This window comes from Streptomyces sp. NPDC006294 (assembly GCF_042870895.1).
GTDB lineage: Bacteria > Actinomycetota > Actinomycetes > Streptomycetales > Streptomycetaceae > Streptomyces.
Window position 1 is genome coordinate 97,046 of sequence record NZ_JBIAHV010000011.1, and the last position, 21,611, is coordinate 118,656.

A 21,611-nucleotide genomic window follows, 5' to 3' on the forward strand; every position below is an offset into this window, starting at 1 on the left:
ACGGTCAGCGGCTTTCGGTCGTGGTCGGGTCGGTCATCGCCCGCAGGTAGCGGGTCAGCAGGGATGCGTCGACCGCCGGGAAGGCACCGCTCGCGCCGAGCATCCGGAGCGTGTTGGCGCAGTCGTGGACCGGCTCGCGGAAGTCGTCCGCGTCCTCGCGGGCGAGCGGCGCGTACTCCTGGACGACCAGGGCGAGGCCGCCGTCGTCCGGGCGCCGGTCGGCCAGGTCCCGTACCGCGGTGTGCCACTGGCGGGGCGGAACCAGGCGGGCGGGGTGTCCGGCCGGTGGCAGGGCGTCGGCGAGCAGCCGCAGCGGCGTCTTGCCCACCGGGGCGTAGTGGAAGGTCTCGCCGAGTGCGTCGCGGCGCAGCGCCAGGGCGGTGACGGCGTCCGCGAGCCGGTCGACGGGCACGAGGTCGGTGGCGAGGGCAGTGTCGGGGACGAGGCCGGTGAGGGCGCAGGCGCGCATCAGGTGGCAGGCCACGTCCTCGCTCTGCCACAGGCCGGTGCGGCTGTCGCCGGCGATGCGGCCGGGCCGGTGCACCGCGACGGGAAGGCCGCGCCGCGCCGCCTCGCGGGCCAGCCGCTCGGCGGTCCACTTGGACTGGCTGTAGCCGTTGTCGTCGTACGGGGGCGTGCCCGGCAGTTCGGACTCGTGGAGCGTGTCGCCGCCGCGGGCGCGGCCGAACACCGCGCGGCTGGAGACGAGGTGCACCGGTGTGGCACGCTCGGCGCAGGCCAGCCGCAGGATCTCGCGGGTGCCGTGCACGTTCGGGGCGCGCAGGTCCCGGTACGGCAGGGCGTAGTTGACGACCGCACCGCCGTGCAGGATCAGGTCGACGCGGGCCGCCAGGACGCGGAACTCCTCGGCTGTGAGTCCCAGGAGGGGCTCGGCGAGGTCTCCGCACACGGGCTTGATCCGCCCGGCCCAGGCGGGGTCCCACAACCTCAGCGCGGTGAGGTGGTCCACGAGCCGGCGCTCGGCCGCCGCGCGGCCGCTCGCCCGCACCAGGCAGTGCACGGTCGCCGTCGTGCCGTCCAGGAGCCGGGCGAGGACGAACGCGCCGAGGAAGCCGGTGCCGCCGGTGAGAAGGATGTCGCGGGGCGGGCCGACCTCCGTGGCGGGCCGGGCGGGGCGGATGTCGCCGTCCAGGGTGACGTCCGCCTCGGGGCTCACTTCCTCGGCGGTCGCCTCCGCGCGGGTGTCGAGCACGGCGGCGAGGGCTGCGGCGGTCGGATGGTCGAACAGGGCGCGGACGCCGGGGGCCCCCGGCCACTCCCGCTCGATCCGGTCGTGCAGCCGCGCGGCGAGCAGGGAGTGCCCGCCGAGTGCGAAGAAGTCGTCGTGCACGCCGACCCGTTCGGTGTCGAGGGCTTCGCCGAAGAGCGTCACCAGGCGGCGCTCGGTGGGGGTGGTGGGCACGCCGTCCGCGGTGTGACGCGCGGGCCCGCCGGGTGCGGGCAGGGCGGCGCGGTCGACCTTGCGGTTCGCGGTGAGCGGCAGCCGGTCGTGGACCACCGCGGCCGCGGGCACCATGTAGGACGGCAGCATCTCGGCGGCGGCCCGCAGGGCTTCCCGGCCGTCGTCGGCGAGGGCCCGGGGTGCGGCCGGTACGAGGTGGGCGACGAGCCGCAGGTCTCCCGGCGTCGGCTCGTACGGCGTGACCACGGACTGTGCCACTGCGGGAAGGCGGCCGAGCACGGCCTCGATCTCGCCGAGTTCGACGCGGTGTCCGCGCAGCTTGATCTGTGTGTCGTCGCGGCCGACGAACTCCAGGTCGCCGTCGCCGCGGTGGCGCACGATGTCGCCGGTGCGGTACCAGCGGCAGCCGCCCCGGGTGACGAAGCGCTGCCGGGTGTGCTCCTCGTCGGCGTGGTAGCCGCGCGCCAACTGCGGGCCTGTCAGCCACAGTTCGCCCGGGACGCCGACCGGGACGCGCTGTCCGTCGCCGTCGGCGATCCTGATACGCATGCCGGGCAGTGGGCGGCCCAGCGACAGCCGGGTCTCGGTTCCGGTGACGCGGTGCGCGGTCGCCCAGACGGTGGCCTCCGTCGGCCCGTACATGTGCCAGACGGTCGCTCCGGTACGGGCCAGACGGTGGGCCAGCTCCTTGGGGACGCGCTCGCCGCCGCACACGGCGGTGAAGCGGGCGGGCGGCTGCCAGCCGGCGTCGAGCAGCAGCTGCCAGGTGGTGGGGGTGGCCTGCATGACGGTCACGCCCGCGTCCCGCAGGCGCCGCGCGAAGGCGGCCCCGTCGCGCGCCTCGGCCGGCGGCACCGTCTCGATGCGGGCGCCGGTGACCAGCGGCAGGAACAGGTCGGGCACGGACAGGTCGAAGGCGGGGGTGGTGGGTGCCGCCATCCGGTCGTCCGGGCCGATCCAGCCGAGCCCGGTGAGGCTGTCGAGCAGCCGGGTGAGGGAGCCGTGGGTGATCTCCACCCCCTTGGGCCGTCCGGTGGAGCCGGAGGTGTGGATGACGTAGGCCAGGTCGTCCGGGCCGGACAGGGGCTCCGGGTCCCAGTCCGGTTCGGTGGCGAGGTCGTCGGCGTCGAGCAGGACGACGGGCGGGGCGCCGTCCGGTACGCGCTCGGCGGCGTCCGCCGTGGTCACCAGCAGGCCGGCCCCGCAGGAGGCGAGCAGGCCACGGATCCGTTCGGCAGGGTGGGCCGGGTCGAGGGGGACGTAGGCGGCTCCCGCCTTCAGGATGCCCAGCAGGCCGGTGAACAGGTGGCGGGACCGTTCGGTGGCGAGCACGACCCGGCTGCCCGGTCCGGCGCCGTGGGCGCGCAGGCGGTGGGCGAGCCGGTTGGCCCGGGCGTTCAGCTCGCCGTAGCTGAGCGCGTGTTCGCCGTCGTGGACCGCGGCGCGCTCGGGGGCGCGGGCGGCGTGCGCCTCGAACTGCTGGGGGACGCAGCGGGTGGCCGGTCCGGCGGGCGCGCCGGTGTCCCACCGGTCGAGGTCCTTCTCCTCGTCCGCCGACAGCACGGGCAGGCCGGCGAGCGGAGCGTCGGGGCGGGCGACGGCGGCCGTGGCGGCGGTGAGGAACCGGTGGAGCAGCCGCTCCGCGGTGGCGTCGTCGAACAGGTCGGCGTTGTACTCCAGCCGCAGCCGGTCATCCGCGCCGTCCGCGCCCGGTTGCACGATGAACGTCAGGTCGAACTTGGCGCCGCCGCCCGGCATGTCGAGCGTCTCGGCCGTCACCCCTGGCAGGCGCAGAGTGGGAGCCGGGAGCGGCATGAGGATGAACAGCACCTGGAACAGCGGGCTGCGCGACGGGTCCCGGTCGGGGCGCAGTTCCTCCACGAGGCGCTCGAAGGGCACGTCGGCGTGGTCGTAGGCGTCCAGGCAGGTGTCGCGCAGCCGGCGCAGCAGGGTGCGGAAGGTCGGTTCGCCGGAGGCGTCGCAGCGCAGTACCAGAGTGTTGGCGAAGTAGCCCAGTACACCGTCGAGTTGCGGATGTGCGCGACCGGAGTTCGGGGTGCCGATCGCGAAGTCCGGCCGGCCGGACAGACGGTGCAGCAGCGCGCCGAGAACCGTGAGCAGGGCCATGAACGGCGTGGCGTCCTCGTCGGCCGCCAACCGGCCGACGGCGTCGGTTAGTTCACTCGGCAGGACCGTGGAGCGAGTGGCACCCCGGTAGGTCTGCCGGGTCGGACGCTGCCGGTCGGTGGGCAGGTCGAGCGGCGGCACACCGCCGAGCCGGCGGCTCCAGTGGGCGACCTGTCCGGCCAGGTCGGCGCCGGTGAGGCGGTCCTCCTGCCAGGCCGCGTAGTCGCCGTACTGCACGGCCGGGGCGGGCAGTTCCGGTGCGGTGCCACTCGTCAGCGCCCCGTAGGCGGCGGCGAGTTCCCTCACCATGATCTCGGTGGACAGCCGGTCGGACACCGCGTGGTGGGTCACGACGGCGAGGACGTGTTCCTCGTCGGACAGCCGCACCAGGGTGATGCGCGCCAGCGGCCCCCGGTCGAGCGGGAGCGGCCGCTGCGCCTCCTCGGCCAGCAGGGTACGCAGCCGGTCCTCGCGCCGGTCCCGGGGCACCTGCCCGAGGTCGACGTGGCGCAGGGGCAGTTCCGCCTGCCGGGCGACGCGCTGCACCGGCGCTCCGTCGACGGTCACGATGGCGGTGCGCAGCGCCTCGTGCCGCTCGACCAGCAGGTCGACGGCCCTCTGGAGCGCCGCCACGTCCAGCCGGCCGCGCAGCCGCAGCGCGCCCCGCATGAGGTAGGCGCCCGCGCTGTGCGGTGCGAGGCGGTCCAGGAACCACACCCGTCGCTGCTGGGCGGAGGCGGGAAAGAGGCTGTGGGCGCCCGGGGCGCGTTCCCGTACCGGGATGGGAGCCGGCAGCGGCTCGCCCTCGCCGCCGTCACCGCTGCCGCCGTCCTCACTGCCGCCGGCGTCGTCACGGCTGCCGTCGACGTCGCGCAGCAGCTCGGCCTCGGCCGCGACGGTGGGCCGCTCGAACACGGACCGCACGGTGAAGGGCCCTCCGGTCGTCGCGCGCAGCGCCGTGACCAGTCGGGTGGCGAGCAGTGAGTGGCCGCCGAGAGCGAAGAAGTCGTCGTGCACGCCCACTCGGTCCAGGCCCAGCAGGTCGGCCCAGACGGCGGCGACGGCGCGCTCCCGGTCGTCGCGTGGCTCGACGTAGCCGCTGCGGCCGGTGCGCTGCCGCCCGTCGGGGGCGGGGAGCCTGGCGCGGTCGACCTTGTTGCGGTTCAGGGTGAGCGGGAGTTCGTCGAGGACCATCAGCGCGGAGGGGACCATGTGGGCGGGGAGCCGGGTGCGGGCGAGCGCGTCGAGTTCCTCGATCAGCGTCTCGGACCGGCACGGGTGCTCCGGGACGACGTACCCCACCAGGCGCGGGTCGCCGGGGGTGTCCTCGCGCACGGTCACGACGGCGTCGCGGATGTTCGCGTGGTCGCGCAGCAGCGACTCGATCTCGCCCAGCTCGATGCGGAAGCCGCGCAGTTTCACCTGGAAGTCGGTGCGGCCGAGGAACTGGAGCGTCCCGTCGGGGGTGTGGCGCACCAGGTCCCCCGTCCGGTAGAGGCGGCGGCCGGCGTCGCGTGGGTCGGGCACGAAGCGCTGCCGGGTCAGGTCCGGACGGTGCAGATAACCGTCCGCGAGACCGTCGCCGCCGATGTACAGCTCGCCGGGCACGCCGATCGGGGTGCGGCGCAGCGCGCTGTCGAGGACGAGCAGGTCGGTGTTGGCGACGGGGTGCCCGAGCGGCAGGGGGTCGTCGTCGGGGCCGACCCGGTGGACGGTGGACCAGACGGTGGTCTCGGTCGGTCCGTACAGGTGCCAGACGGTCGCGCCCGCGTCGATGAGCCGGTGGGCCAGGTCCGCGGGCACCTTCTCGGCGCCGGCGAGGGCCGTGAAACCGGTGGGTGGGGTCCAGCCGGCCTCCTGAAGCAGGCGCCAGGTGGTCGGTGTGCCCTGGAGGTAGGTGACACCGGCGTCCCGCAGCCGCTCGCTGAGCCGCTCACCGTCCAGTACGTCGGCCAGGGGGACGGTTTCGATGCGGGCGCCGCACAGCAGCGGCAGGTAGAGGTCGAGGACGGGCATGTCGCAGGAGACGGTGTTGGCCGCCGCGACCACGTCCGACTGCCGTATGCCCGGCTCCTCCCGCATGCTGAGCAGGAAGTTGACCACCGGACGGTGCGGGAGGGCGACGCCCTTGGGCCGGCCGGTGGAACCGGAGGTGTAGACGACGTACGCCAGGTCGTCGGGGCAGGGGCCGCTCGGCAGCGGGTCGGCCGGCGCCCGGGCGATGTCGGGCCAGTCGGCGTCCAGACGCAGTACGCGGGCCGTCGTGCCGGGCAGGTCGGGGACGAGGTGCCGCTGGGTCAGGACGAAGGCGGCGCCGGAGTCCTCCAGCATGTGCCTCAGCCGTTCCGGCGGGAAGTTGATCTCCATCGGCACATAGGCGGCGCCGGACCGCAGGACGCCCAGCAGGGCCACCAAGAGGTCGGGGCAGCGTTCCATGAACAGAGCGACGAAGGTGCCCCGGCCCGCGCCCTGGGCGCGGAGCGTGCGGGCCAGCCGGTTGGCGCGGGCGTCGAGTTCGGCGTAGGTCAGGGCGTGTTCGCCGTCGGCGACCGCGACGCGGTCGGCGTGTTCGGTGAAGGCCGCCGCGAGCAGGCCGGGCAGGGACACCGGCGGGATGTCCGGTGCGGGACCGGTCCCCCACCGGACGAGGGTGGCGTGTTCGTCGTCGGGCAGTACGTCGAGGGCGCCGACGTGCCGTTCGTCGGCGCACATCCGGTCAAGGGCAGTGGCGTACTGGCGCAGCATGCGCTCGACGGTGTCGGGCCGGAACAGATCGGTGCGGTATTCGGCGACGATCCGCTGACCGCCGTCGTGCGGGAAGGCGGTGAAGGTGAGCTCGTACTTGGCCGACTCGGTGACGGGCGACAGCGGCTCGGCCCGGACGCCGGGCAGCTCCAGGCCGGGGGCGCCCAGGTGCACGGCGATGAACATGGCCTGGAACAGCGGGCTGCGGGCGAGGTCCCTGTCGGGCCGCAGCTCCTCGACGAGCGTCTCGAACGGCACGTCGGCGTGCGCGTAGGCGTCGAGGCAGGTCTCGCGGACGCGGGCGAGCAGTTCGGCGACGGTGGGGTCGCCGGTCAGGTCGGTGCGCAGCACCAGATTGTTGGTGAGGTAGCCGACGAGGTTCTCCAGTTCCGGGCGGGTCCGGCTGTCGATCGGGGAGCCGACGGCGAAGTCGTCCTGGCCGCTCCAGCGGGACAGCAGGAGCACGTAGCCGGTCAGCAGCACCATGAAGAGCGTGGCGTCGTGCCGCTCGGCCAGCGCCGTGAGCCGGCGTGTCAGGCCGGGCGGCAGGTCGAGGGTGGCTGTGGCTCCGGTGTAGCGGGGTGCGGCGGGCCGCGGGGAGTCGGTGGGCAGGTCGAGCACGGGGAGCCCGGCGAGCCGTTCACGCCAGCACTCGACCTGGCGGGACGGTTCCGGGCCCGCCAGCCACTCCTGCTGCCAGTGGGCGTAGTCGCCGTACTGGAGGGGCAGGTCCGGCAGGCGGGGCCGGTCTCCGGTGTGCAGGGCCGTGCAGGCGGCGGCCAGTTCGCGGGTCAGTACGTCGATGGTGAGCCGGTCGCACACCGAGTGGTGGACGACGAGTTGCAGGATGTGCTCGTCGGGGGCGAGCCGCAGCAGCACGACCCGGGCCAGCGGCGGTGCCGCGAGGTCGAAGGGTGCCTCGGCGCGCTCGCGCAGGACCCGCGGCGCGGCGCCGGGCCGGTCCTCCAGGTCGACCAGCTCGAACAGTGGCGCGGGGTCGGGGTGGACGACCTGGACCGGTTCGTCGCCGATGACGGTGAAGGAGGTGCGCAGCGTCTCGTGGCGGCGGGCGAGGAGTTCGGTGGCGGCGCGCAGCGCGTCGGTGTCGAGCGGGCCGTCGAGGCGCTGCGCACCGTGCATGACGTACGCGGAGGCGCTGTCCGGGTCGAGCTGGTGCAGGAACCACACGCGGCGCTGCTGGAACGACGCGGGCAGGAGACAGGCCCCGGCGTGCGGTCCGGACCGCTCCGGGTCGCGGGGCAGGGCGGGGACGACCGCGCCGGCCGCGGTGGTCTCGTCCGGCGCGGGGAGTCGGGCGGCCAGGTCGGCGAGTACGGGGTGCCTGAACACGGTGTGCACGGGCAGGTCGATGCCGAGCCGGGCGCGCAGCCGGGCGGCGAGGCGCGAGGCGAGCAGGGAGTGACCGCCGAGCGCGAAGAAGTCGTCGTGGACGCCGGCCTTGTCGATACCGAGGACGTCGCACCAGACCTGTGCGACCTCTCGCTCGGCGTGGGTGCGCGGGGGCTCGTAGGACGGGTGGGCCGTCGCCGTGGCGTCGGGGGCCGGCAGCACGGACCGGTCCACCTTGCGGTTGGCGGTCAGCGGCAGGGCGTCCAGGACGGTGAATGAGGCGGGCACCATGGGGGCGGGCAGGGCGTCGGCGGCACGGGCGCGCACCTCGGCGACGGTCTCCTTCTCCCCCGCGTCGTCGCGGAGGACCAGGTAGGCGGCGAGCCGCGGGTCCCCGGGGGTGTCCTCGCGTACGTGGGCGACGGCCTCCCGGACCGCCGGATGCGCGGTGAGCACGGACTCGATCTCGCCGAGTTCGATGCGGAAGCCGCGCAGCTTGACCTGGAAGTCGGCGCGGCCGAGGAATTCCAGACGCCCGTCGGCCCGGTACCGGGCGAGGTCGCCGGTGCGGTACCAGCGGCCGTCGGGGCGGTCGACGAAGCGTTCGCCGGTCAGCTCGGGGCGGTCCAGGTAGCCGTCCGCCAGTCCGGCGCCGCCGATCCACAGCTCGCCGGGGGCGCCGAGCGGACGCGGTGACCCGTCCGGTCCGGCGGCGACGCGTACGACGGTGTTGGCGAGGGGACGGCCCAGGGACACCGGGTCCTCCTCGCCCCGGACGCGGTGCGCCGTGGACCACACGGTCGTCTCGCTGGGGCCGTACATGTTCCACACGGCGGCCCCGGTCGCGACCAGGTCCGCCGCGAGGTCGGGCGGCATGGCCTCGCCGCCGCACAGGGCGGTGAACGTCGGCGTCCCCGGGTGCCATCCCGCCTCCAGGAGCAGCCGGAAGGTGGTGGGCGTGGCCTGGAGCGCGGTGGCGGCGCAGTGCCGCAGCCGGGCGGCGAGGCGTTCCCCGTCGGCCGCCTCGTCGGCCGGGACGATCTCCACCCGGGCGCCGGTCAACAGGGGCAGGAACAGCTCCAGGGCGGCGATGTCGAACGACACGGTGGTGACCGCGGCCAGCACGTCGTCGGCGTGCAGGCCGGGTTCGCGGGCCGTGGCGTGCAGCAGGTTGCTCAGGGCGCGGTGCGGGACGACGACGCCCTTGGGCCGGCCGGTGGACCCGGAGGTGTAGACGACGTAGGCGGGATCGCCGGGGCGGGGGAAAACGGGCAGTCCGGCCGACGGGGACGGGACGGTGGGTGCGTCCAGCAGGACCGTCGGGACGCCGTCGGGGAGCTGTGCGGCGAGCGCGCGGGTCGTCAGCAGGGCGCGGGGTCCGGCGTCGTCGAGGACGAGGCGGATGCGGGCGGCCGGGTGGGCGGGGTCGAGGGGGACGTAGGCCCCGCCCGCCCGCAGGACGCCGAGAAGGGCGGCGACGAGTTCAGGGCCGCGCGGCAGGGCGACCGCGACGCGCGAGCCCCGGGTGACGCCGGCCGCGACCAGCCGGGCGGCGATCTCGTCGGCGCGGGCGCGCAGTTGTGCGTAGGTCAGGGCCAGGGGCCCGCTGGTGACGGCGGCGCGGTCGGGATGGGCGGCGCAGCGGGCGGCGAACTCCTCCGGCACGGTCGCGTCTGGCACGGGCCGCACCGGACCGGCCCCCCACTCCCGCAGCAGGCGCTCCTCCTCGGGGGAGGCGAGCGGCAGTTCGGACAGTGGCAGCCGCGGCCGGCGTACGGCGGCGGCGAGCAGGCGCCGGTAGTGGTCCAGCAGGCGTTCGGCGGTGGACCGGTCGAACAGGTCGGTGTCGTACTCCAGCACGGTCCGCATGGCGTCGCCCTGCGGGACCAGCGCGAAGAACAGGTCGAACTTGGCGGCGCCGGTGTCGGTGCGCAGCATCTCCAGGCGCGGCAGGCCGGGCTCGTCGTTCTCGGGCATGGGGACGTTGCCGAAGACGAACATCACCTGGAACAGCGGGCTGCGCGACAGGTCCCGGGGCGGCGCCAGGTGTTCCACGAGCCGCTCGAACGGCACGTCGGCGTGTGCGTAGGCGTCCAGGCAGGTGCCGCGGACACGGTCCAGGAGCCGTTCGAAGGACGGGTCGTCGGTCAGGTCGGTACGCAGCACCAGGTTGTTGACGAAGAAGCCGATGAGGTCCTGGACCTCGGGCCGGTCCCGTCCGGCGACGGGTGTGCCGATCGGTATGTCCTCCTGGCCGCTCCAGCGGTGAAGTACGGCGCCGAACGCGGCCAGGGCGGTCATGAACGGGGTGGCGCCGTGCGCCCTGCTCAGCTCGCCCAGGTCCCGCACCACGTCGGCGGGCAGTTCGCCGGTGACGGTCGCGCCGCGGTGGGCCCGTGCGGCGGGGCGGGGCCGGTCGGTGGGCAGGTCCAGGACGGGCGGTTCCCACAGCCGGCGCGTCCAGTGGTCGAGTTCGGCCCGCTCACGGGAGTCCCCGGCGCGCTCCCGTTGCCAGGCGGCGAAGTCGCCGTACTGGATGGGCAGTTCGGGCAGTTCCGGCTTCCGGCCGTCGGCGATGGCCCGGTAGCAGGTGAACAGGTCACGCAGGAAGATGCTGCCGGACCACTGGTCGTAGACCGCGTGGTGGAAGGCGATCACGAGGGCGTGGTCGTCCGTCCCCAGGGCGACCAGGGCAGTGCGGAACAGCGGGGCGCTGTCCAGCCGGAACGGGACCAGCACGCGCTCACGCAGGACGGTGTCCAGGTCGTCGGGGCGATCGGCGAGGTCGATCCGGGTGAGCGGCACGGTCAGGTGCGGCCGGATGGCCTGCACCGGTTCCCCGTCGGCCTCGGTCAGTGCGGTGCGCAGGGTCTCGTGGCGCTCGACGAGGGTGTTCACGGCCCGGTGGAGCGCGGTCGCGTCGAGCGGGCCGCGCATCCGGACGGCCACGTGCTCCACGTGCGCGGCGGCCCCGGCGGGTTCCAACTGCTCCAGCAGCCACAGCCGGTGCTGTCCGGGGGAACAGGGCATCAGGTACATGTCGTGGGCGCCGCCGATGACGGCGTCCGCGGCGGACGTCTCCTGGGTCATGCCGCGTCACCTCCCGCCTCGGTGTTCCGGGTGACGCGGGCGCGGCGCTTGATGGGGGCGTCCGCGCCCGGGGACGCCGGCTCGCCGGCCGGCACGTCAGGGGTGGCGGCGGCCAGGCCGGCCGCCATGGCCGCCACGGTGGGCCGGTCGAAGACCAGCCGGACGGAGACCTCGACGCCCAGGGCTGCCGACGCGCCGAAGGCGACGCGGGTGGCGAGCAGCGAGTGGCCGCCCAGGGCGAAGAAGTCGTCGTGCACACCGACCCGTTCCACGCCCAGCACTTCCGTCCACACCCGGACCAGGGCCTCCTCCCGCCGGTCGCGGGGCGCGACGTAGGCGGCGGCGAGGTCGGGGCGCTCCCCGCCGGGCGCGGGCAAGGCTGCGCGGTCGGTCTTGCCGTTGACAGTCAGCGGCAGGGCGTCGAGCCGGACCAGCGCCGAGGGGACCATGTGCTCGGGCAGGCGGGCGCGCACGAACTCGCGCAGCCGCTCGGTGGGGCCGTCCTCGTCGCCGGTGACGACGTACGCGACCAGCCGCCGATCGCCGGGGGTGTCCTCGCGGGCGACGACCACCGCGTCGCGCACGGTGTCGTCCTCGCGCAGGACGGTCTCGATCTCCCCGGGCTCGATCCGGTAGCCGCGGATCTTGACCTGCCGGTCGGCCCTGCCGAGGAACTCGAGATCGCCGTTCTCCAGATAGCGGGCGAGATCGCCGGAGCGGTAGAGGCGTGCGTCGGGGTCGTCGGAGAACGCGTCGGGCAGGAAGCGTTCCCTCGTCAGCCCGGGAAGGTTCCGATAGCCCCGGGCGACGGCCGGCCCGCCCACGTACATCTCGCCGCCCACCCCTACGGGCGCCGGCCTGCCGTGCCGGTCGAGGACGTGGACAAAGACGTCGGGCAGCGGCCGGCCGATGTTGTTGGCGATGCCGCCCGTCAGGTCGGCGGCGGTGACCCGGTGGTAGGTGCAGTGCACGGTGACCTCGGTGATGCCGTACATGTTGATCAGCTGCGGGCGTTCGGTGCCGAACCGCTCGGCCCACGGCGTCAGCACGGGCGCGTCCAGCGGCTCGCCGGCGAAGACGACGTAGCGCAGCGGGGGCTGTTCGTCGTCCGGTGCGTTCAGCGCCACCGTCATGTACGGGCGGAAGGCCGACGGTGTCTGGCTGAACACCGTGACGCGGTGCTCGCGCAGCAGGGCGTGCAGGGCCTCGGGCGAGCGCGCCTCCTCGCGCGGCACCACGGCCAGCGTCGCGCCGTTGCAGAAGGCGCCCCAGGTTTCGAACACCGACACGTCGAAGGCGTACGAGTGGAACATGCTCCACACGTCGTCCGGCCGGAAGTCGAAGCGTGTGCCGGCCCCGGCGACCAGCCGGGCCACGTTGCGGTGCGTCACCACGACGCCCTTGGGACGGCCCGCGGAGCCGGAGGTGTAGATGAGGTACGCCGGTGAGTCCGGGTCGGCCTGCTGTGGGGGCGGCTCGTCGCCGAGTGCGTCGAGGACGGCGGCGTCCGCATCGAGGTCGACGCGCGGGCCGTCGAAGTCCGGCACGCGGCCGCGGCCCGGGGCGTGCGTGACCAGGGCGCACGCACCGGCGTCGCGCAGCGTGCAGGCGAGGCGTTCGGCGGGGTGGGTCAGGTCGAGCGGGACGTAGGCGGCGCCGGACTTGAGGACGCCGAGGACGGCGACCAGCATGTCCGTGGACCGCTCCATCGCCAGGCCGACGGTGCTGCCGGCGCCGGCGCCGAGGTCGGTGAGGCGCCGGGCGAGGCGGTTGGCGCGGCGGTCGAGTTCGCCGTAGGACAGGCGGTCCTCGCCACAGACGACGGCCGGCTTGTCGGGATGGCTGCGGGCCCGCTCGGCGAAGATCTCGTGCAGGGTGCCCGTCACCGGCACGGGTTCGGTGGCGGTGAACGCGGCCAGTTGGGCGCGTTCGGAGTCCGGGAGCACCGGGATCTCCCCCAGACGCCGGTTCGGGTCGTCGATGATCGCCGTGAGGACGGTGTAGAAGTGGTCGACGAGCCGCTGGGCGGCGCTGTCCGGGAAACGGGTGCGGTCGTAGACCAGGCGCGGCACCGGCAGCCGCTCGCCCGGCATGATGATCATGGTGATCGGGAAGTGCGGGCGCCCGTCGTAGGTGGACTCGCCGATCTCCACGTTGTGCAGCGTCATATCCGGCACGGGCACGTTCTCGTAGGCCAGGTCCATGTCGAACAGCGGGGTGGTGCCCGGCAGGTCGGCGAGGCGGCGCAGCTCGGGCAGGGCGATGTCGGCGTTCTCCCGGGCCTCCGCCATCTCCTGTTGCAGGGCACGCAGCCAGTCGACGAGGTTCGCGTCGGGGTCCACCTGCGCGCGTACCGGCATGGTGGCGAGCATCGGGCCCATGATCTGCTCGGCTCCCGGCAGCCCGGCCGGACGCTGGGTGCCGGTGGATCCGGCAATCACGTCGTCGCGGTCCAGGTAGCGGCTGAGGAGCAGCATCCAGGCGCCCTGGGCGATCGTGTTCACCGTCAGTCCGTGCTCGCGGGCCACCTCGCCGAGGCGCGGCACCAGGGCCACGAGGTCGCGGTCGGGCAGCATGCCGTGGCTGGGCTCACCCGGGCCGAGTGGTCTGCGGTCGATGCTGCCCAGTTCGAGGGGGCGCGCGGGCGGCTCGTATCCGGCGAGGTGGCGGGTCCAGAACTTCTCCGCATCCTCGGTGCTGCGCTTCTTCCACCAGGCGACGTAATCCCGGTAGGGGCGGGGGCGCTCCAGGGCGGGCTCACGCCCCTGGGCGAGGGCCTTGTAGAGCCGGGTCAGCTCGTAGAAGCAGAGGCCGAACGACCAGCCGTCCAGCAGCAGGTGGGAGAAGCTCCAGAAGAACCTCCAGGTGTCGTCGGCGGTGCGCAGCAGCGCGGTGCGCATCAACGGGGGCTTGTCGAAGGCGAAGCCGCGCATGCGGTCGTCGAGTGCGAACCGCTCGTAGCGGGCCTCCTGTTCCTCCGGTGAGGCGTCCCGCCAGTCCAGTTCGGGCATGTCGAGCGGCACCGTGCGGTGCACCACCTGGAGCGCCTTGCCGACGCCCTCCCAGTGGAAGCTGGTACGCAGCACGGGGTGGCGGTCGACGATGGTCTGCCAGCAGCGGCGGAAGACGGCCAGGTCGAGTTCGCCGCGCAGGGTGAGGGTGATCTGCTCCAGGTACACGCCGGCGCCCGGAGTGAACAGGTTGTGGAAGAGGAGTCCCTCCTGGACGGAGGAGAGTTCGTAGACGTCCTCGATGCCGTCGAGCCTCATCGGTTCACCTCGTGGTCGGTGCCGTCGTTCGGGGAGAAGCCGTCGCCGTCCGGGCCCGCCCCGTCGTCCAGGGCGGCGGCCAGGGCGGCGAGTGCCGCCTGGTCGAGATCGGCGAGCGGGAAGTCGCTGGGGCTCACCGCGCCGTTGTCCGTCGCCGCGCAGTGGTCGGCGAGGGTGCGCAGCGCCCCGGCGGTGCGGTCGGCCAGGTCCTCGGCCAGGGCACGGGCCTCCCCGCCTCGGCAGGCCCAGTCGATGTGCCAGCGGCCGTCGAGGCGGTAGGTCGTGACGACGAGCGGATGGCCAGGAGCGGTACCGGGGTCCCACACGGGCGGCGCCACCGGACCGTCCGGGGTGAAGGGGTACCCGACGCGGGGCAGTTCGGCCAGCTCGTCGAGATCCCGCAGCAGCAGGAGCGAGGCCGTGTCGCCCGTGCAGAGCGTCTCGTCGCGCACGGCCGCGCGCAGGCGTTCCTTGGCGGCAGTCAGCAGCGCCTTGGTCTTGCCGGGCACGTGCCGTTCCAGGGTCACCGGCAGCATCCGGGAGAAGGCGCCGACGCTCACGCTGACGTCCAGATCAGCCAGGTTCAGCGGCCGGGCGTCGTCCTCCACGGCGAAGCGCAGGCTGTGCCGGTCGGTGGCCTCGAAGGCGGCACAGGCGAGGGCGGCGATGGCGACCTCGCGGCCGGTGAGCCGGTACGCCGCCGCGGCCGTGCCGAGCAGACGCTCGGCCTCGTCGCGGTCCAGCACGGTGCTGAACCGGTGGACGGGCTCGCCGTCGGACTCGGGAGCCGGTGCGGGTTCCTCGCTTGCGGCGGGATCGTCCGCCGTGTGTTCGGCCGCGGCACGGACCCACCTGGCGAAGGGACGCGTCGGCGGGAGCAGGTCGGCGGGCCGGCCGTCACGAAGCAGCTCGGCTGCCGCGGAGAAGTCGCTCAACAGCAGCTGGACGCTACGCAGATCGGTGACCAGCGCGTGGGAGAGCCAGACCAGCCGGCGGTCCTCCGGGCCGAGGTCGAACAGGGCCGCCTTGACGGTGAGCCCGGTCAACGGGTCGAGCTCCTCCTGCATGTCGTCGGCCATCTGCTCCATCGCCGACACCCGCCGCTCGGCAGGCAGGGCGGACAGATCGATCAGCGGCACGTACCTCACCGGATGGGCGGTGTCTTCCGCCCGGCCCTCCTCGATCTGATGCCGGCCCCGCGTGCCCTGAGCGAACCGCATACGCAGCCCGGGGTGCCGGCGCCACAGCAGCGCGAGCAGTTCCTCGGCCCGCTCGGGAGCGAAGTCGGCCGCGACGGGGATGGCGAAGCGGTGCGCCGCCGTGGGTGTCTGCGGGGCCGCCGAAGCGAACAAGTCGCGCTGGTACGGCGTGAGGGGCAGAGTCTCGTCGTCCGCGGCCTCCACTCCGGCGGCCCGCTCGTCGACGACGGCGGCCAGATCGGCGATCGTACGGTGCCGGAAGAGGTCTGCGGCGGTGATGTCCATCCCCAGGGCCCCGGCCCGGGACACCATCTGGATGCCCATGATCGAGTCGCCGCCGAGGGTGAAGAAGTCGGCATGCGGATCGATCCCGTCGATGCCGATGATCTCCGCGGCCAGTGCGCTCAGCGCGGCGGCGGTGGGACCGAGGGCGGCGCCGCGGGCGGCCTTCGGGGCGGAAGCGGTGTCGGTCGTGGGGTCGGGGAGGGCGGTGCGGTCGACCTTGCCGTTCGCGGACAGCGGGATCTCGTTGATCACCTTCAGGACCGGGGGCACCATGTAGCCAGGCAGATGCCGCTCGGCATGCGCCCGTACCCGCTCCAGCAACTCCGTCTCGGCGGTGGGCTGTCCGGGCACGATGTAGCCGACGAGGCGGCGGTGGTGCCGTGGCCCGGGTGCGGCGGCGACAGCGGCCCGTACTCCCTCGCATCCGGCCAGCGCCGCCTCGATCTCACCGAGTTCGATACGGAAGCCGCCGACCTTGACCTGGAAGTCCTCCCGGCCCAGGAACTCGATGTCCCCCGACGGCAGCCACCGCCCCACATCCCCCGTCCGGTACAACCGCTCCCCCGTGACGGGGTGGGTCACAAAGGAGACCGCCGTCCGCTCCGGATCACGCCAGTACCCCTCGGCAAGACCCGTACCAGCGATGAACAACTCCCCCGCCACCCACACCGGACACTCCCGCCACTGCGCGTCCAGCACATGAAAACGCTGATTGCGCAACGGCCGCCCGTACGGGATCGACTCCCACGCCGGGTCCACCTCACCGACGGGACAGGCGATGGACCAGATCCCCGCCTCGGTCGCCCCGCCCAGACTCACCACCCGCGCCCCCGGCGCCACCGCCCGCACCCGGCCCGGCAACTCCACCGGAATCCAGTCCCCCGACAACAACACAAGTTCCAGAGGCAGTTGGACCGCATCACCCGCCTGCTCGACCAGCATCCCCATCAGCGCGGGCACCGAGTTCCACACCGTCACCCCATGCTCCACCACCAACTCCAGCCAATGCCCCGGATCCCGCCCCGACCCCGCACGCGGCAACACCAACGTGCCACCCACACCCAGCACACCGAACACATCGAACACCGACAGATCGAAACTCAGCGACGACAACCCCAGCACCACATCCGAGGCACCCACCCCGAACCGCTCACACACATCCACACACGTGTTCAACGCCGCCCGATGCGACACCGCCACACCCTTCGGCACCCCCGTCGAACCCGACGTATAGATCACATACGCCAAGTCACCCGCAGCGCCCGTCACCTCCGGCACCGGCCCCTCAACGACCGGTCCGCCGAGGTCCACCAACTCCTCGGTGATGCCGTCCGGCCACCCCAGGGGAGCCTCACGGCCGGAGGTGAGCACCACGCGGGCACCCGAGCGCTCAAGAAGTGAGTGCCGCCGCTCCACGGGCAGTTCCGGGTCGACGGGCAGATACGCACCACCCGCCATCAGCACGCCCAACGCCGCGAGGACCTGCTCACGGCTCTTACCGATCGACACCGCCACCAACTCACCCGGCGACAGCCCTTCCGCCAACAGCCGCCGCGCCACCGCCGCCGCCCGCAGCCTCAACTCCCCATACGTCAGCACCCCATCGGCCGCCACCACCGCGACCTTCTCCGGACACTCCACCGCACGCTCCAGCAACCCCGCGTGCAGCAACCCCTCCGGCACCGGACCACCGGTGCCGTTCACCCCAGCCACCAGCGCGCGATGACCGGCCGGTGCCAGTTCTCCCGGCCCCGACGACCACACCTGCTCGTCGGCCGCCAGTTCCGCCAGCAGCCGGCAGTACGCCTCGAACATCTCGTCCACCAGGCCCGGCGGGAACAGTTCCTCGACGGCGGGCCAGCTGAGGTAGAGGCCCTTGCTGGTCTCCAGGACGGCGGCGTCGATCCATACCTGGGGGGTCTGGACGGACTCGTGCACCAGGTCGCCGAGCCAGTCGAACAGCGTCTCGCCCTGGTCGCCGGTGTCCTGGACGAGCGTGGAGGTGAACACGATCGGCATCACGGAGCCGCTGGTGCCGCCCCGCTGGCGGGCGAGTTCACGCAGGACGTCGACGCCGTTGACGTAGCGGTGCTCCAGGTCCTCCCAGGCGTGCTCCTGGAGGGCGCGCGCGATGGCGGCGATGCCCGTGTCGCGTTCGAGGTCGACGGGCAGCAGGTCGAAGGAAGCGAACTCGCCCACCAGCCGGTCGGCGTCGGGGTGGACCGGGATCCGGTTGATGACCGTCACGTTGAGCGTGAACCGGGGGCTCCGGGACCAGCGGCCCAGCACGGTCGCGTAGGCGGCGAGCAGCACCGCGGAGGGCGTCACACCGTGCGCGGCGGCCCGGTCCTTCACCCGCTGCCACGCCGCCCGGTCGAGGACGTGGCTGCGTGGGGTGAAGCGGGGTTCCGCCAGCTCCGACGGTGCCACTGCCAGGGGCAGTTCCGGCGCGGGCGGGAGTTCGGCGACGCGCCGCCGCCAGTGATCGAGGGACTTCTCGTGGAGCGCGGTGCCGCGCACCTGTGCCGCGGCGAGGACGTAGTCCCGGTACGAGAGGCCGATCTCGGGCAGTCGTGCCGTGGGGTCGGCGTAGAGGGTGCGCCATTCCTGGAGGAGGATGCGGATGCTGCCGATGTCGGCGATGAGGAGGTCGAAGCTGAGGTACAGCCGTGTCCGGTCCTCAGGAAGGAGTACCGCCGTGATGCCGAACAGGGGCCAGGTGTCGGTGGGTCGCATCTCGTGGGAGAGGCGCTCCCTGCGTTCGTCGAGGCGGTGTACGCGTTCGGCCTCCGGCATGTCGCGCAGGTCGACGCGGTCGAAGGCATAGCGGACGGGGTCGGGCAGGATGCGCTGGCGGCCGTCGTCGGTCAGGACGGCGTTGAGCATGGGGTGCCGGCGCATCAACTGGTTCCAGGCGCTTTCGAGCGCGTCCAGGTCGATGCCGGTGTTCTCGACCTCCCAGTAGATGTGGGCGGCGACGTTGCCGAGCGTGAAGTTGCCCATCCGGCCGATCCACTGGGCCTGCTGGATCTCCGTGAGCGGGAACGGCTCGTACAGGTGGTCCGGGTCCGCGACGGCGACCGGCAACGCCTCCGCCGGCCGTTCGTCGCCGGCTCCGCCGTGCCGGGCCACGAGGTCGGCGACCGCGGCGACGGTGGAGGCCCGGACCAGCTCGCGCATGGGCACGGTGACACCGAGGTCGCTGCGGATGCGGGCCACGACCTGGGTGGCGAGCAGAGAGTGGCCGCCGAGTTCGATGAAGCCGTCGTGCACGCCGACCGGGGCGATGCCCAGCAGGTCCTCCCAGATGGCGGCGACGGCCGCCTCCCGCGGGCCGCGCGGCTCCTGGTAGGCGGTGGACAGGGCGGGCCGGGAATCGTGGACGACGGGCTCCGCCTCGGCGTCGTCCTCCACGACGGCGTCGAGGGAGGCCGGCTCGGCGCCGGTGGATGCCGGTGCCTCGATCCAGTGGCGCCGGCGCTGGAACGGGTATCCCGGCAGGGCGACCCGGCGGCGACCGGTGCCGTCGAGGGCCTCCCAGTCGGTCTCTGCCCCCGCTGTCCACAGCCGTCCCACGGCGGCGAGCAGGAACTCCTGCGCACACGCGTCGCTGCCGGGCCCGGGCAGGGTCGGCACGATGGTGCGGTTCAGGGCGCCGTCGGCGCCGCGTGCGAGGGTCGACAGTGTCCGGCCGGGGCCCACCTCGACGAGCAGCAGGTCGTCGCGTTCCAGCAGGCGGCGTACGCCGTCGCCGAAGCGGACGGTGTCACGCGCGTGGCCGGCCCAGTAGCCGGGGTCGGCGAGGTCGGCGGCCGTGATCCAGTCGCCGGTCCGGTTGGACAGCCAGGGCACGTCGGGCTCTTGGAGGGCAAGTCCCGCGCCCTCCTCGGTCAGGCCGGGCAGGGCGGGGTCGACCATGGGCGAGTGGAAGGCGTGCGAGGTGTGCAGGCGCCGGTGGCCGATCTCCTGCCGCTCCAGTTCGCGTGCGAACCCGTCGACGGCGTCGACGGGACCGGCGACGACGCACAGGCTTGGCGCGTTCACCGCCGCCACGGTCAGCGCTTCGGGCAGCATCGCGCGCAGGGCCTCTTCGTCGAGGGCGACGGAGAGCATGCTGCCCGGCTCCAGCTCCTGCATGAGGGCGCCGCGTCGTGCGACGAGCCGTACGGCGTCGGGCAGCGGCAGGGCACCTGCCAGGCAGGCCGCGGTGATCTCACCGACGCTGTGCCCCAGCAGGGCGTCGGGGCGCAGCCCCCAGTCGGCGAGCAGACCGGCCAGGGCGTACTCCACGGTGAACAGGGCGGGTTGGGCGAACGCCGTGCGCTGCAGGGCATCGGCTGCTTCCCGCAGGGCGGCGGGGGTGGTGTCCGCGGGGTACAGCAGGTCGCGCAGGTCGCGGTCGAGGTGCGGCCGCAACAGGTCCGCACAGGTGTCGACGCGCTCCCTGAAGCCGGGCTCGCCGTCGTACAGTTCGCGTCCCATGCCGGGGTACTGGCTGCCCTGGCCCGGCAGCAGCAGGGCGATCCCGGCACCGCCCCGGGCGCGTCCGTTCGCCGTGTACGCGGCGTCCTGGCCGCCGAGGCGTTCGGCGGTCCGGTCGTGGTCACTGCCGACGACCGCGCGCCGGTACTCGAAGGACCTGCGCCCGCGGTGCAGGGTGTGGGCGATGTCGGCGAGATCGGCCGCGTCCGGGGACCGAAGGGCCGCGGTGAGCGCGGCGCCCGACGTGTCGAGGGCATCGGGGGTGCGTGCCGACAGTGTCAGCAGCTGGACCGGGCGCCGGGGTGGCGCCGGATGCGCGGGCTCTGGGCCCTCCTCCAGTACGACGTGCGCGTTGGTGCCGCCGAAGCCGAAGGAGCTGACGCCGATCCGCAGCGGGGTGCCACCCTCCGATTTCCAGTCCCGCAGCCGGTCGTTGACGAAGAACGGCGAGGTGGCGAAGTCGATGCGGGGGTTGGGTACGTGGAAGTTGACGGTGGGGGCGAGCCGGCGGTGCTTGAGCTGAAGCACTGCCTTGATCAGCCCCGATATGCCGGCCGCGCTGTCGAGGTGCCCGATGTTCGCCTTGACCGAGCCGAGGGCGCAGTACCCGCTGCGGTCGGTGCTCGCACGGAACGCCTCGGTGAGGGCGGCGATCTCCACGGGGTCGCCCAGCGGGGTGCCCGTGCCGTGCGCCTCGATGGCGGTCACAGTGTCCGCGTCGACGTTCCCGACGGCCAGTGCTGCGGCGACGGCGGCGGCCTGGCCGTGCACGCTGGGTGCGGTGTAACCGACCTTGTCGGAGCCGTCGTTGGTGAGGGCCGATCCCTTGATCACGGCGTCGACGCGGTCGCCGTCGGCGAGGGCGTCGGCGAGCCGCTTGAGGACCACCACACCGGCCCCGCTGCCGCCGATGGTTCCGTTGGCCCCTGCGTCGAAGGGACGGCAGTGCCCGTCCGGGGAGAGGATCATGCCCTCTTCGAAGCGGTAGCCGACGCGGTGCGGGACACGGACGGTGGCACCACCGGCGAGAGCCAGATCGCACTCGTAGGCCAGCAGGGCCTGGGCCGCGAGGTGCACGGCGACCAGTGAGGACGAACAGGCCGTCTGGACGGAGACCGCGGGTCCCTCCAGGCCGAGCTTGTAGCCGATGCGGCTGGCCAGGTAGTCCTTGTCGTTGGCGATGAGCAGTTCGAACCCGGCGGCGGAGGCGTCCACGCGCCGGCCGGGGAGCAGGTTGTTGAGCAGGTAGCCGGACAGGCTGCATCCGGCGTACACGCCGACGCCCTGGCCGCCCTCGGGATGCCCTGCGTCCTCCAGCGCGTGCCAGGCGCACTCCAGCAGGATCCGGTGCTGCGGGTCCAGCAGTGCCGCCTCCCGTGCGCTGTATCCGAAGAAGCGCGCGTCGAAGCGGTCGATGCCGTCGAGTACGGCACCGGCTCGGACGTAGGCCGGGTCCTCCAGGAGGCCGGGCTCGACCCGGCCGGCGAGTTCGTCGTCCGGGAACACGGTGACCGACTCGACCCCGTCCCGCAGGTTCTGCCAGAACTCGGTCAGGTTGTCGGCACCGGGCAGCCGCCCCGCCATGCCGATCACAGCTATATCGGGGGTCGCCTGGGCTTCAGCCATGGCCGTGGGTCCTTT

Annotated in this window: 3 protein-coding genes; all 3 read right to left on the reverse strand. The window is 73.5% G+C overall.

What is annotated here, in order from left to right:
* Positions 1 to 4: 4 nt before the first annotated feature.
* From ACFYOP_RS20875 to ACFYOP_RS20885, 3 genes are read right to left on the reverse strand one after another with little or no spacing between them, the layout of a single operon-like run.
* Positions 5 to 10,735, reverse strand: coding sequence for an amino acid adenylation domain-containing protein (locus ACFYOP_RS20875; protein ID WP_356897896.1), 10,731 nt, complete (start codon positions 10,733 to 10,735; stop codon positions 5 to 7).
* Complete coding sequence (locus ACFYOP_RS20880) at positions 10,732 to 14,004, reverse strand: amino acid adenylation domain-containing protein (protein WP_356897895.1); 3,273 nt, start codon at positions 14,002 to 14,004, stop codon at positions 10,732 to 10,734. Before ACFYOP_RS20880 ends, ACFYOP_RS20875 begins: the two co-directional genes overlap by 4 nt.
* A complete protein-coding gene (locus ACFYOP_RS20885) occupies positions 14,001 to 21,596 on the reverse strand; it encodes an amino acid adenylation domain-containing protein (protein ID WP_388452312.1) in 7,596 nt (2,531 codons plus the stop codon). The genes ACFYOP_RS20880 and ACFYOP_RS20885 overlap by 4 nt, the downstream gene beginning before the upstream one ends.
* Positions 21,597 to 21,611 lie beyond the last annotated feature (15 nt).

Coding starts and splice junctions, on each gene's coding strand:
- ACFYOP_RS20875 (WP_356897896.1), bottom strand. CDS start 10,735: ATGACCCAGGAGACGTCCGCCGCGGACGCCGTCATCGGCGGCGCCCAC.
- ACFYOP_RS20880 (WP_356897895.1), bottom strand. CDS start 14,004: ATGAGGCTCGACGGCATCGAGGACGTCTACGAACTCTCCTCCGTCCAG.
- ACFYOP_RS20885 (WP_388452312.1), bottom strand. CDS start 21,596: ATGGCTGAAGCCCAGGCGACCCCCGATATAGCTGTGATCGGCATGGCG.